This is a genomic window from Flavobacterium pallidum (assembly GCF_003097535.1).
Lineage (GTDB): Bacteria > Bacteroidota > Bacteroidia > Flavobacteriales > Flavobacteriaceae > Flavobacterium > Flavobacterium pallidum.
The window spans coordinates 2538727-2551976 of record NZ_CP029187.1 but is presented as its reverse complement, the minus strand read 5'-3'; the positions used below and the strand labels follow the sequence as shown (position 1 = coordinate 2551976).

At 44.3% G+C, this 13250-nt stretch carries 9 protein-coding genes; 6 read left to right on the top strand and 3 right to left on the bottom strand.

Annotated elements, in window-relative coordinates:
- The 3 genes from gldF (at nt 1) to dnaN (ending at nt 3722) form a co-directional block, all read left to right on the top strand.
- On the top strand, nt 1-726 hold the full coding sequence (gene gldF / locus HYN49_RS10455; protein WP_108904067.1) for a gliding motility-associated ABC transporter permease subunit GldF: 726 nt from the start codon (nt 1-3) through the stop codon (nt 724-726).
- Complete coding sequence (gldG, locus tag HYN49_RS10450; protein WP_108904066.1) at nt 726-2390, top strand: gliding motility-associated ABC transporter substrate-binding protein GldG; 1665 nt, start codon at nt 726-728, stop codon at nt 2388-2390. The genes gldF and gldG overlap by 1 nt, the downstream gene beginning before the upstream one ends.
- 213 nt (nt 2391-2603) lie before the next feature.
- Nucleotides 2604-3722, top strand: coding sequence for a DNA polymerase III subunit beta (dnaN, locus tag HYN49_RS10445; RefSeq protein WP_108904065.1), 1119 nt, complete (start codon nt 2604-2606; stop codon nt 3720-3722).
- 84 nt (nt 3723-3806) lie between these two features.
- Here the strand turns inward: dnaN and HYN49_RS10440 are convergent, their stop codons facing one another.
- Both HYN49_RS10440 and HYN49_RS10435 read right to left on the bottom strand, forming a co-directional pair.
- Entirely contained in the window at nt 3807-5171 is a 1365-nt protein-coding gene (locus HYN49_RS10440) for an NAD-dependent succinate-semialdehyde dehydrogenase (RefSeq protein ID WP_108904064.1), read from the bottom strand.
- Between the two features lie 156 nt (nt 5172-5327).
- Nucleotides 5328-6161: a universal stress protein gene (locus HYN49_RS10435; RefSeq protein ID WP_108904063.1), complete on the bottom strand. Its 834-nt coding sequence runs from the start codon at nt 6159-6161 to the stop codon at nt 5328-5330.
- A 316-nt stretch (nt 6162-6477) separates the two neighbouring features.
- Between HYN49_RS10435 and mnmE the strand changes: the two genes are divergently transcribed.
- The 3 genes from mnmE to HYN49_RS10415 all read left to right on the top strand — a co-directional run bounded on the left by mnmE (nt 6478) and on the right by HYN49_RS10415 (nt 11873).
- Entirely contained in the window at nt 6478-7872 is a 1395-nt protein-coding gene (gene mnmE, locus HYN49_RS10425) for a tRNA uridine-5-carboxymethylaminomethyl(34) synthesis GTPase MnmE (RefSeq protein WP_108904061.1), read from the top strand.
- A gap of 360 nt (nt 7873-8232) precedes the next feature.
- Nucleotides 8233-8976 carry a hypothetical protein gene (locus tag HYN49_RS10420; protein ID WP_108904060.1) on the top strand — a complete coding sequence of 248 codons (744 nt, stop codon included), beginning with the start codon at nt 8233-8235 and terminating at the stop codon, nt 8974-8976.
- Nucleotides 8977-9131: 155 nt separating this feature from the next.
- Nucleotides 9132-11873 carry a class I SAM-dependent DNA methyltransferase gene (locus HYN49_RS10415; RefSeq protein WP_108904059.1) on the top strand — a complete coding sequence of 914 codons (2742 nt, stop codon included), beginning with the start codon at nt 9132-9134 and terminating at the stop codon, nt 11871-11873.
- Between the two features lie 252 nt (nt 11874-12125).
- Here the strand turns inward: HYN49_RS10415 and HYN49_RS10410 are convergent, their stop codons facing one another.
- Nucleotides 12126-13148 carry an LLM class flavin-dependent oxidoreductase gene (locus tag HYN49_RS10410; RefSeq protein WP_108904058.1) on the bottom strand — a complete coding sequence of 341 codons (1023 nt, stop codon included), beginning with the start codon at nt 13146-13148 and terminating at the stop codon, nt 12126-12128.
- Nucleotides 13149-13250: the final 102 nt, after the last annotated feature.

Genomic DNA, 13250 nt, shown 5'->3' with positions numbered 1-13250 from the left:
ATGAAGGCCATCCTCCTAAAAGAAATAAAATCCTTTTTCGGTTCGCCGATGGGATACCTAGTCATCGCCATTTTCCTGTTGCTCAGCGGATTGTTCCTTTGGGTATTTGAAGGAGATTTTAACATCCTGAATGCCGGTTTTGCTGATCTGGCACCGTTTTTTACACTGGTACCATGGATATTGATTTTCCTGATTCCTGCCGTCACGATGCGCAGTTTTTCTGAAGAAAAGAAACAGGGTACTCTGGAATTGCTTCTGACCAAACCGCTCAGCATCGGACAGATTGTAAATGGGAAATTTTTTGCTGCTGTGCTATTGATTGTGATTGCAATCATTCCCACATTGATATATGTATATGCAATTTCGGGACTCAGCATGGAAAGCAGCCATATTGATATGGGCAGCACTATTGGGTCTTATTTTGGGTTGTTGTTCCTGATTTCAGGTTATACAGCGATTGGTATTTTCGCCTCCACTTTTTCTGACAACCAGATTGTGGCGTTCATCATTTCAGTATTCCTGTGCTTCCTCTTTTACTTCGGGTTTGACGGTGTGGCTGGTTATGCCGGCAGTTTTGAAACTTATGTTTCCGCAATCGGGATGCAGGACCATTTTATCAGTATGGGACGTGGTGTCGTGGACACGCGCGACCTGGTGTATTTTGTCAGCATTGCCATATTGTTCCTGTCATTGACTGTCTTCAAACTTAAATCTTCCAAAGCATAATGAAAAGCCATACAAAAAACAGCCTTAAGAAACTGGGTTTTACTATTATCGCATTGCTATTGATCAATCTCGCCGGAATGTTTTGGTTTAAGCGTTTCGACCTGACTTCGGACAAAAGGTATACTTTGTCGAAAACCACGCTGAATGTGGTGAAACAAATCAAAGATCCTATATATATCGATGTATTCCTTGCGGGCGAATTCCCTGCCGAATTCAAAAGGCTGCAAACCGAAACCAGGCAGATGCTCGAGGAATTCAGCGCCTACAATTCCAATATCGTCTTTAAGTTCAATGACCCGATGGAAGATGAGGCCAATGCCGATGCGTACAAGCAGGAACTCATCGGGCTCGGATTTACGCCGGTAAACATCAACCAGACCGTGAAGGGGAAAAAGACGCTGACACAGGTATTTCCGTGGGCGATTGCCAATGTGGGGAAAAAGTCGGTGCGTGTGCCTTTACTCGTCAATAACTTTGGAAACAATTCAGACCAGAACATCAATAAATCGGTGCAATTGCTAGAATATGCTTTTACCGATGCGCTGACCAAGCTGACCAGTACCAGTAAAAAGAAAATCGCCGTGTTGAAAGGCAATGGCGAAATAGGTGACAAATACTTGTCGGATTTCCTGATTGCTGCGAAGGAATATTATACTATTGCAGAATTCAACCTTGATTCGTTGCAGAACAATCCCTTAAAAGTTCAGGAAAACCTGAATCATTTTGATGCGGCATTGATTGCAAAACCGACGCAGCCATTTAACGATTCCGAAAAATACATCCTCGATCAGTTTATTGAAAAAGGTGGAAAAACCATGTGGCTCATCGATAAGGCATCGATCGATCTCGACAGTCTGCAGAACGCGCAGCAGGCTTCGCTTGCCTTTCCGTTAGACCTGAACCTTGACGATATGTTCTTCAAATATGGAGTGCGCATCAACGGCAGGCTGATCCAGGATTTATTGTCTACGCCGGTGACGGTACAGTCGCAAAATGGCGAAATGCCTGTGGATTGGCTGTATTCGCCCATCATCAAATCAGAAGAAAATCATGCCATTAATAAAAATGTAAATCTTGTAAAGCTTGAATTTGCAAACCAGATTGATACACTTAAGAATGGTATAAAGAAAACGGTATTACTGAAAAGTTCTGCACAATCAAAAGCTGTTGGCGTACCGGTCCGCGTAGGGCTGATGGATTTTATGGATGGCGTGGATGAAAGTGCCTATAAAGAGGGCGGACAGATAATCGGGACATTATTGGAAGGCAAATTCACATCGGCATTCAAAAACCGGGTAAAACCTTTCAAAGCGGTCAATCCGATAGATGATGGAACGCAAAACAAAATGATCGTGATTGCCGATGGCGACATCATCAACTACAAGTACGTCAATAAAAAACCGCTGGTCAACGACATCGATACCTGGACGCAGCAGAGTTACGGCAACAAGGATTTCCTGATCAATGCCCTGAACTACCTGCTTGATGACAACGGATTGGTCGATATCCGCAACAAAAACATCGAACTGCAATTGCTTGACGACAAGAAAGTCGAAGAGGAATATACCAAAACCCAAATGCTGACGGTAGGCGCTCCGTTGTTATTGCTGCTGGTTTTCGGGCTGTTGTATTCATGGCTGAGGAAGCGCAGGTATGCGAGGTAGTTAGAAGTCAGTAAAATCCGGAGGTCCGGAAGTTATTTGCTGTCAAAAATAGGGATTATTATATCAGCCTTTCGGACTTTACTGACTTTCGGACTTTACCAACTTCCCCATAAATGTTAATAAAAAACTTTTCTAATTCTATTACTTTAAGATATATTTGTGGAATGTAAAAATTATCTCCATTTTTACACTCCTTTAAAAAAATTACACCGAATGAAATTCATCGTATCGAGTTCCTACCTTTTAAAACAACTGCAGGTCTTAGGAAGTGTCATCAACAGCAGCAATACGCTGCCTATCCTGGATAATTTTCTTTTTGAATTAGACAACAAAGCCCTTACTGTTTCTTCTTCTGACCTTGAAACGACGATGTCCGCTACATTGGAAATTGATTCGGACAGCACCGGAAGCGTTGCGGTTCCTGCAAAACTTTTATTGGAAATATTAAAGACTTTCCCTGAACAGCCACTGACATTTACCGTTGAGGAGAACAATACGATCGAGATCAGTTCCAATTCAGGTAAATATGCCCTGGCGTATGCTCCTGGTGAGGAATTCCCGAAATCGGTAAACCTTGAAGACCCTTCAGTAACTTTAGTTCCTGCCGATGTATTGGCAACTGCCGTAAGCAAAACGATTTTCGCAGCCGGTAACGATGACCTGCGTCCTGTAATGTCCGGCGTGTTCTTCCAGTTTTCTCCGGAAGGGCTGACTTTTGTTGCCACAGATGCACACAAATTGGTGAAATATGCGCGTACTGATGTTAAGGCATCACAGGTCGCTGATTTTATCATGCCGAAGAAACCGCTTAACATCCTGAAGAGCATCTTAGGCGCTTCTGATGCTGAGGTGAAAATTGAATACAACGATTCTAATGCCACGTTTTCTTTCGATAATTACGTGTTGATGTGCCGCCTGATCGACGGCAAGTATCCAAATTACGAAGCGGTGATCCCAAAAGAGAATCCTAATAAATTAATGATCGACCGTTCGCAGTTCCTGAACTCAGTGCGTCGTGTGGCGATTTTCTCGAACAAGACGACACACCAGATCAGGTTGAAGATCGCGGGGGCCGAATTGAATATTTCAGCTGAGGATATCGATTACTCGAATAAAGCTGAAGAAAGGCTGACCTGTGATTACCAGGGTGATGACATGCAGATCGGCTTTAACTCGCGTTTCCTGACAGAAATGCTCACCAACTTACATTCGGACATGATCATGCTCGAAATGTCATTACCGAACCGTGCAGGTATCCTGACGCCGGTGGACGGCCTTGAAGAAGGTGAAACCGTGACGATGCTCGTGATGCCGGTCATGCTGAACAACTAAGATATTTCTATAGCACCATAGATATATAACCAACCCAACCAATTTTTATACGAGGAAAACCGCAACAATCCATTGCGGTTTTTTTTATGGAAGCCTGATGACTTTTTTGTTGACGAATTCTTCAATCCCTAAAGGCGAAAGTTCCCTACCGTAACCGGAGCGTTTCGTTCCACCGAAAGGCAGATCAGGACGGGAAGCGACATTCTGGTTGATGAACACCATCCCGGTGTCGATGCGGCTGGCAACCTCAATGGCTTTATCAGTATCTTTACTGAATACGGAACCTCCTAAACCGAAGCCAGTATCATTTGCGAGTGATATTGCTTCTTCGATATCCTTTACTTTATAAAACGAAGCTACGGGTCCGAAAAGCTCTTCTTTATAGGCTACAGAGCCTTTAGGGATATCTGTCAGTATCGTAAACTCATAGAACGCTCCTTCCCTGTCGATGCGTTTGCCGCCCACTACAATCCTTGCACCGTCTTTTACAGTATCATTCACCTGCCTGGTTATTTTTTGGGCAGCTTCTTCGCTTACCATCGGTCCTATTTTGGTTGTTGGATCCATCGGGTCGCCAACTTTGAGACCGCTGATTTTGGATGTAAACTTCTCAAGGAATTCCTCTGCGACAGAGGCTACGGCAATAATCCTTTTAGACGAAGTACAGGATTGCCCCATGTTGTTAAAGCGTCCTAAAACGGCTTTCGCTACGGCCAAATCGATATCTGCATCGTCAAGGATGATAAAGGCATCACTGCCACCCAATTCGAGTACTGATTTCTTCAGGTTTTTACCCGCCGCTTCAGCGAGGCTGGAGCCAGCTTTTTCACTTCCTGTAAGCGACATTCCTGTAATGCGGTCATCTGCGGCAAGCGCGGCAATCTTCTCGCCGGGAAGGAATAAATTGGTGTAAATGCCTTCGGGAGCGCCTGCATCCCTGAATATCGTTTCGATCATTGCGGCACATTGCGGCACGTTTGAGGCATGTTTCACCATCATGACATTTCCTGCAACGATGTTGGGAGCAGCAAGCCTTCCCACCTGATTGAAAGGAAAGTTCCACGGCTCTACACCAAGTATGATCCCTGTTGGGGTATAGCGTATGAAAGCGCTGCCGTCTGTCGTTTCCAATGGTTTGTCCTTCAGGAACTCGGCGGCATTGTCGGCGTAATATTTGTATACTGAAGCGCACATCTCGATCTCGCTTTCACTCTGTGCGATGAGTTTGCCCATTTCGAGCGTGATAAGTTTTGCGAGTTCTTTATTTTTGCGGAGCATGATGGCAGAAACCTCATGCAGTAAAGCAGCGCGGGTTTCGATGCTTTCATTCCGCCAGGAAAGGTAGGCCTGGTGTGCTTTGGCAATCTTTTGTTCCAGTTCCTTTTCAGTTAAGGCATCGAAAGATTTTACGAGTTGGTTGTTGTAGGGATTGATGGTTTGAATGGGCATGTGGTATCAGGATTTAAAGATTGAAAGATTTTGGATTATAAGACCGCTGCGCTTTAGGATTTTAGGATTGGAATGTATATTAAAATCAGTACGGTATGGAGATCCCTGATATCTTATAGTATTACAGTCCGATCTTGAAGCGCTGCGTTCCATTTTTTATTTCTCATGCAAAGCCAGCAAAGGCACCTTCAAATGAAAAGCCAGTTTCTTTGTCAGGCTGGTATGGAAAAGGCTTTCCCAAAATCCGTGTTTGTGGTTTAGCAACGCAAATAACTGGATGCGGTGCACTTCTGTAAAATCAATAATGGATTCTTCAATGGTATTGCTTTCGATTGTATGGAAATTGATATTGTTGTTCGCAAATGCCTGTTTCCATTCGGAATGGCCTGTAACCTCCTCAGACGATGTTTGTACGTGAAGGCACTCGATAACGGCATCAAAAGCGTCTGCAAGCGGAATGAGTTTGCGGAGTGCGGTTTTATCTTCTTCATTGTAAGCCGTTGCGAAACCTATTTTGCTTATGGCTTCAAATTTGGACTCTTCCGGAATCCCTATTACAAAAGCACTCGTTCCGGTCATGATATCGGCGGTAACAGTACCAAAGAAAAACGCATTGAAGCCGGATGCTCCATGCGTCCCCATGACCACATAATCAATATTTTCATCTTTTACGAGTTGGGCCACATTGTTTACCAAGTCACCTTCCAGCAGCACGTTGCTTATCGGGATGTGTTCCATGCCGTTGGCGCCGGCTATCTGGCGCAGCACCGGAATCTGGCTTTTGTAATTCTCGAAGTTAGAAAGTTCCAGGCTTTCATACACTTCCGCCTGATAGAGCGGCACTTCAATATAATTGCTGTCGAGTATCGGGAATTCGTAAACGTGGAGCGTAATGATTTCTGCCTTGAGCGCATTGGCCAGGTTCAGCGCATAGACGAATGCATTGTTTGCACTCTCTGAAAAATCGGTGGGAAAGAGTATCTTTTTCATAACTCTGGTTTTTAGTTCGTTTAAAGTTACGAAACGTCACGTGAATGCCTATCCCGATTTGGGGAATTTTTAACAGGTTTGAGGACAGGCTTCAGGTTACCCGGGACCGCGTGAGGGATGGCAGCGGAAAGCCCACAGTCCCGTTTTTTCAACGGGACGAGGACTTGCAGCGCACAGCCCGACCCGCAGGGGCACGCCCGAAGAAAGTGAGCAGCAGGAAGTCGCAGTGGGCAGTAACTCAGGTGAACTTAAAACCTGAGGTGCCGGGACTTTGCAACGCTGCCAGTTATTTAACTACTTTTGCAAAAAAAAGTAAATGAACTATCAGGATAATATAGTAGCATTGGCGACGCCGTCCGGAGCAGGGGCGATTGCGGTGGTGCGTATTTCGGGGCAAGATGCGATTGTGATTGCTGACAAAGTATTCCGGCCGGTGAAGCATAAAGATTTGCTGAAGCAGAAGACGCATACGCTGCATTTAGGGCATATCGTGGATGGTGCGAAGGTGATTGACGAGGTTTTGGTATCGCTTTTTAAAGGCCCGAATTCGTATACGGGTGAAAATACCGTAGAGATTTCCTGCCACGGATCAACATACATACAACAACAGGTCATCCAATTGCTGCTGCGCAACGGCTGCCGTATGGCGCAGGCGGGCGAGTTTACGCTGCGTGCCTTCCTGAACGGCAAACTGGATTTGTCGCAGGCTGAAGCGGTGGCTGACCTGATTGCTTCTGATAATGAGGCTTCACACCAGATAGCGATGCAGCAGATGCGCGGCGGCTTCTCGAATGAGATTGCGCAGTTGCGTACCGAGTTGCTGAACTTTGCTTCCCTGATTGAGCTTGAGCTTGATTTTGCCGAAGAAGACGTTGCTTTTGCAGACAGGGCACAATTCCGCGAGCTGCTCGACAGGATCGAAAAGGTACTCAAAAGGCTGATCGATTCGTTTGCGACGGGCAATGTGATCAAGAACGGCATTCCTGTAGCTATTGTAGGTGAACCGAATGTGGGCAAGTCTACATTGCTCAATGCGCTGCTGAATGAAGAGCGCGCCATCGTTTCGGACATTGCAGGGACGACCAGGGATACGATTGAAGATGAATTGGTCATTGGCGGGATTGGATTTCGGTTTATTGATACGGCGGGGATCCGGGATACGCAGGATGTGGTGGAAAGCATCGGGATCCGGAAGACGTTCGAGAAGATGGAACAGGCGCAGGTGGTGGTTTATTTGATTGACAATGGACAATTGATCCTTGACAATGAACTGCAAAAAGTGAACCTTGAGATTGAAAAGATAAGGAATCAATTTCCTTTGAAGCCTTTGGTGATTGTGGGAAATAAGGCGGACAAGATAGATAATGGCCAAATAGACGCTATCAAGTCTCAAATTCCCGGCATGCTGTTCCTTTCAGCAAAAGAAGGTATTGGTGTTGAGGAACTGAAAGCGACATTGCTTTCGTTCGTAAACACCGGCGCGTTGCGCAATAATGAAACGATTGTAACAAACACCCGCCATTATGATTCGCTGCTGAAAGCTCTGGAAGAAATACAGAAAGTGAATTATGGCCTGCAGATGAACCTGCCTTCAGACCTGATGGCTATTGACATCCGGGAAGCCTTGTACCATTTTGGGGAGATTACTGGACAGGTTACCAATGATGAGCTGTTGGGGAATATCTTTGCTAATTTTTGTATCGGGAAATAAGGTTTTGAGTCTCAGTAGGCTGGAACAGTGGGCAGGGTTTGGCTTGTGGGAAGGATGCTGGTGTTAATATGGCAACGCAATAGTTGTTAAGTATTAAGGGCATTGGGTATATTTAAGGGTTTACTTTAAGGGCTAATAGATGTATATCTTTTGGACATTGTTTAGGTAATAGCCAAATAATATATATTAAACGTTATATATACACTATATATACGCTATATATACGCTATAAATACTATGTAAATACTTTATAATAACGTACTATTAATGCATTAAATTTGTTATATTTACCATTTATTGAATGGTTGTATCCAAAAGGTAATCATACAATTCCAGTGAATTTTACTAATACCTTTCATAATGGCAAAACAACAGGGCATCATTAAATTGTCGGGGACTTTGGGCGGGCTGAATTTTTATTACCGGAAAGGCAAGCCGGTGGTACGTGTTGCCGGTGGCGGTTTCGATGGAAAGAAGATTAAGAACAGCCCGAAGATGGTTCGTGTGCGCGAGAATGCTACCGAGTTTGGCAATTGTTCGAAGGCTAAAAAGGCACTGAGGATTGCGTTGAATCCTTTCCTGGGCGTGCACAAAGATCCTACGCTGCACGGCAGGATGATGAAATTGCTGCAGGAAATCAAGACGCACGACGGCATTTCTGTACGGGGGCAGCGAAAAGTGGGCATCGGAATGCAAACGGCTGCGGGTAAAAAATTGCTGCGAGGGTTTGTGTTTTCTCCAAAATACAGCCTTGAGCAGTTGCTTGGTGCTCCTGGATGTTTTGATGCAGATACGTTTGCGTATACGGTTGATGATTTTTCTACAAACAGGGTGCGGTTTTCTGTTGGCACCACGCATATGGAAGTCCTTTATGGTGTGCTGCGCTTTGATTTTGAAACGCTCACGCATACTATTGCGCTGTGCCCTCCCCTGCTCATTGCGCAGGATTCTGTCGATATGCCTTTGCATTTTACTGTTGATGCCTTGCCTGGTGGTGAGGGGATGTTGATTGGGGTTGGGTGTGTGCGGTTTTTGCAGGAGGTGAATGGAAAAATGGTGGGGATTGGGGATTTTGGGTTGGGGGTTTTGGGGATTCCCGCTTAAATTTATCTAAGGTACGAGTTGCCACCTTAAAATCCGTGCTATCTTTGCGTGAACCGACATCAAAACCCTGCGGATTTCGGGAAACATAGGATGTGTAGAAATGTAAGCCGACTAATGTTATTATATTTGATCTGTAACCAAAAACGACCCAAAACATGGCATTAAGCTGGAATGAAATAAAAGAGCGCGCTGTAAAATTTTCTAGGGAATGGGAAAATGATTTTTCCGAAGATGCAGAGGCGCAATCTTTTCTGATAGAATTTTTCAACGTTTTTGGGATTAACCGAAAACGGGTTTCCTCATTTGAACATAAAGTAAAAAAGCTGGATGAAAAAGACGGTTATATCGATCTGCTTTGGAAAGGTATGATATTAATCGAAATGAAAAGCCGGGGAAAGGATTTAGAAAAAGCTTATAAGCAAGCTAAAGACTATCTACATGGACTGAAACAGCATGAACTGCCTAAATTTGTTTTAGTTTCGGATTTTGAGCGTTTCCATTTATACAATCTGGAAGACGGCGGAAAAACCGAGTTTCTTCTTAAAGACTTTGTGCTTAATGTAAAACATTTCGCGTATCTCATCGGGGCGCAATTAAAGGTTTATAAAGAGCAAGACCCTGCTAATATAAAAGCGGCGGAATTAATGGGTAAGTTGCACGACCGCCTAAAGGAAATCGGTTATACTGACCACCCATTAGAAGTATATCTTGTCCGCTTATTGTTTTGCCTTTTTGCGGAAGACACCACTATTTTCGAGAAGCAGCAATTTCAGGATTATATAGAAGGCCGAACCAATGAAGACGGCAGCGACCTCGCCCCGAAATTGCAAGAGTTATTTCAGGTTTTGAATACTCCCTACGAAAAACGTTTTAAGAATTTAGATGAGCAACTAAACGCTTTCCCTTACGTGAATGGGAAACTGTTTGAGGAAATTCTGCCAATGGCAAGCTTTGACACTAAAATGCGCTTGGCCTTGCTGGAATGCTGTTATATTGACTGGAGCAAAATAAGCCCCGCCATTTTTGGATCGATGTTTCAAAGTGTAATGAATCCACAGGAACGTCGAAATTTAGGAGCGCATTATACCAGTGAAAAGAACATCTTAAAACTCATTAAGCCGTTGTTTTTAGATGACTTGTGGGCGGAGTTTGAAAGCATCAAAACAAATAAAAATAAGCTGGCTGAGTTTCACAAAAAAATCAGCCTTCTTAAATTCTTAGATCCCGCCTGTGGTTGTGGGAACTTTTTAGTAATAACCTACCGGGAATTACGCTTACTGGAAATTGAAATTTTACGCGCTACGAACAAAACCAGACAGGGATTTTTAGATGTTCGCGATATTATTTGGCTGGATGTCGATATGATGCACGGAATAGAATATGAGGAATTTCCTGCCCGTATCGCTGAGGTTGCAATGTGGCTTATAGATCACCAAATGAACATGCTTATAAGCAATGAATTTGGGCAGTATTTCGTCCGTCTTCCACTAAAGAAAGCGGCAAAGATCGTCCACGCTGACGCGATGGAAACGAATTGGGAAACCGTTGTTTCCAAAGATCAGCTTAGTTATATTATTGGAAATCCCCCGTTCATCGGTTCTAAAATAATGAAGCAAGGGCAGCGCGACCAGATAGTAAAAGAATTTGGGGATGCAAAGGGCGGTGGGATATTAGACTATGTTGCCGGATGGTATATAAAGGCAGCTAAGTATATCAAGGGTACAACTATTAAAGCTGCTTTCGTATCAACCAATTCAATCGTACAAGGTGAACAAACAAGTGTGTTATGGGGACGTATGTTACATATCTATAACATCAAGATACATTTCGCACATCAAACATTTAAGTGGAATAATGAGGCAAAGGGCAACGCGGCTGTGTACTGTGTTATTGTTGGATTTGCAAATTACGATTCCTCTAACAAACGTCTATTTGGATACGACGATATTAAAGGCGAGCCTCATGAAATAAAGGCTAAAAATATTAATCCATATTTGGTAGATGCAAAGGATATACTTCCACTACCACAATCAAAACCGATATGTAATGTTCCCAAAATCAAATTCGGAAATCAGCCAATTGATGGAGGATTTTTATTGATGACGGAAGATGAAAAAGAGGAAGCTATAAGGAAAGAACCTAACATTCGCCCTTTCATTCGGCAGTATGTTGGAAGTGTTGAATATATAAACAATATCCCCCGTTTTTGCCTGTGGTTGAAGGGTGCTAGTCCTACCGACTATCGGTTTTCTAAATTTATTAGCGACCGTTTAAATAAAGTCAGAGATTTTCGTAAAGAAAGTACACGGAAAGAAACAAGGGAATTATCCGACTATCCTTCGCAATTTGCGTTCGTTTCTCATAACGACAGACCTTACATCATTATCCCTAGCGTTTCATCCGAAAGACGAAAATACATCCCCATTGGGTTTATGCCGTCACACGTCATAGCAAGTAACTTATGCCTAATAGTGCCTGATGCTAATTTGTATGACTACGGTATAATAACATCACAAATGCACATGAACTGGGTTAAAACTGTTGGTGGACGATTGAAAAGCGATTATCGATACTCAAATTCGGTAGTGTACAATACTTTTCCGTGGCCGGAAAATCCGTCGCCTAAGCACGTCAAAAATATCGAAGATAAAGCCCAAAAAGTTTTAGATGTCAGGACGGCGTTTCCTGATAGTTCATTAGCTGATTTATACGATCCATTGGCCATGCCGCCCGAATTGGTTAAAGCACACAATGAGTTAGATAAGGCAGTTGATTTGGCATACAGGCCTCAGGCATTTGTCAGCGAGGCAAGCCGTTTGGAATTTTTGTTTGATCTGTATGAAAAATATACCGCCAATATATTCACGGAGGGCAAACCTAAAAAGAAGGCAAAATGAGTGTTATATCAGAGTTAAAATAAACATGCCGAAAGGGTACTAACCTGATCTTTTTTATCCGCTGGCGCGAGCGTCCCGCTCGTGTCCGTCAAAAAAACTAAAAAATAATGAACACTTTTTTTATATTGAGCACGAGCGGGACGCTCGCACCAGCGGAGGAGTAACCAATACTCAAAATAAATTTTGTCTAATAAAAAAACCAGCCAGATTGCCAAGCAATCCAACTGGTTTATATCACAAATCATTATTACATCACCTCCACCCCAACCCCGGCGCCACATGTTTCAAAATACTATCTAACACATGCACATTATAATCAACGCCTAAAGTATTGGGTATCGTCAATAATATCGTATCCGCTTCCTGCAGGGCTTCGTCCTGGGCGAGTTCGGCGATGAGCTTGTCCGGTTCAGCCGCGTAGCTTTTCCCGAAGATGGCGCGTTTGTCGCTTTCGATGTAACCGAAACTGTCGGCATCCTTGGCCTGCTGCCCGAAGTACATGCGGTCCTGGTCGTTCATCAGTGCGAAGATCGAACGGCTTACGGATACACGTGGTTCACGCTTGTGCCCTGCTTCTTTCCAGGCTTCTTTGTACAGCCTAATCTGTTCGGCCTGCTGGATGTGGAATGGCTTGCCGTTTTCGTCAAACTTCAGTGTCGAGCTTTGCAAGTACATGCCTTGGTGTGCCGCCCAAACGGCCGTGGCATTGGAAGCCGCGCCCCACCAGATGCGTTCGCGCAATCCTTCAGCATGCGGCTCGAGGCGCAACAATCCCGGAGGGTTTGGGAACATCGGGTTTGGGTTTGGCTGTGCAAATCCCTCGCCTTTCAGCCGTTCTAAAAATTCGAGTGCCTTCTTGCGGCCCATGTCGGCATCGGTCTCGCCTTGTTCTGGTTCGTAACCAAAATGACGCCAGCCATCAATCACCTGTTCCGGTGAACCGCGGCTGATGCCCAGTTGCAATCGCCCGCCCGAAATCAGGTCGGCAGCTCCGGCATCTTCCACCATATACAGCGGGTTTTCATAACGCATGTCGATGACGCCCGTGCCGATCTCTATGGTATTTGTTTTCGCACCGATGGCTGCCAGCAGCGGGAAAGGCGATGCCAGCTGTCGGGCAAAGTGGTGTACGCGGAAGTAAGCACCGTCCACACCGATTTCTTCAGCGGCAACAGCCAGGTCGATAGACTGGAGCAAGGTATCGCTTGCTGTGCGGGCCTGGTATGCAGGGTGGTTTGCCCAATGCCCGAAAGATAAAAAACCTATTTTTTTCATGTTGTTTTATTAATTATAATGTGGACTTTATACCAAAAAAGTTGAATCCAATATTTCCGTATTGTTTCTTAGTCTTTCCGTTTCTTTTGTTTAGCTCCGCTC

Bases quoted from the DNA above. Each gene is read 5' to 3' on its own strand.
- gldF (WP_108904067.1), top strand. From the start codon at position 1: ATGAAGGCCATCCTCCTAAAAGAAATAAAATCCTTTTTCGGTTCGCCG.
- gldG (WP_108904066.1), top strand. From the start codon at position 726: ATGAAAAGCCATACAAAAAACAGCCTTAAGAAACTGGGTTTTACTATT.
- dnaN (WP_108904065.1), top strand. From the start codon at position 2,604: ATGAAATTCATCGTATCGAGTTCCTACCTTTTAAAACAACTGCAGGTC.
- HYN49_RS10440 (WP_108904064.1), bottom strand. From the start codon at position 5,171: ATGCCCATTCAAACCATCAATCCCTACAACAACCAACTCGTAAAATCT.
- HYN49_RS10435 (WP_108904063.1), bottom strand. From the start codon at position 6,161: ATGAAAAAGATACTCTTTCCCACCGATTTTTCAGAGAGTGCAAACAAT.
- mnmE (WP_108904061.1), top strand. From the start codon at position 6,478: ATGAACTATCAGGATAATATAGTAGCATTGGCGACGCCGTCCGGAGCA.
- HYN49_RS10420 (WP_108904060.1), top strand. From the start codon at position 8,233: ATGGCAAAACAACAGGGCATCATTAAATTGTCGGGGACTTTGGGCGGG.
- HYN49_RS10415 (WP_108904059.1), top strand. From the start codon at position 9,132: ATGGCATTAAGCTGGAATGAAATAAAAGAGCGCGCTGTAAAATTTTCT.
- HYN49_RS10410 (WP_108904058.1), bottom strand. From the start codon at position 13,148: ATGAAAAAAATAGGTTTTTTATCTTTCGGGCATTGGGCAAACCACCCT.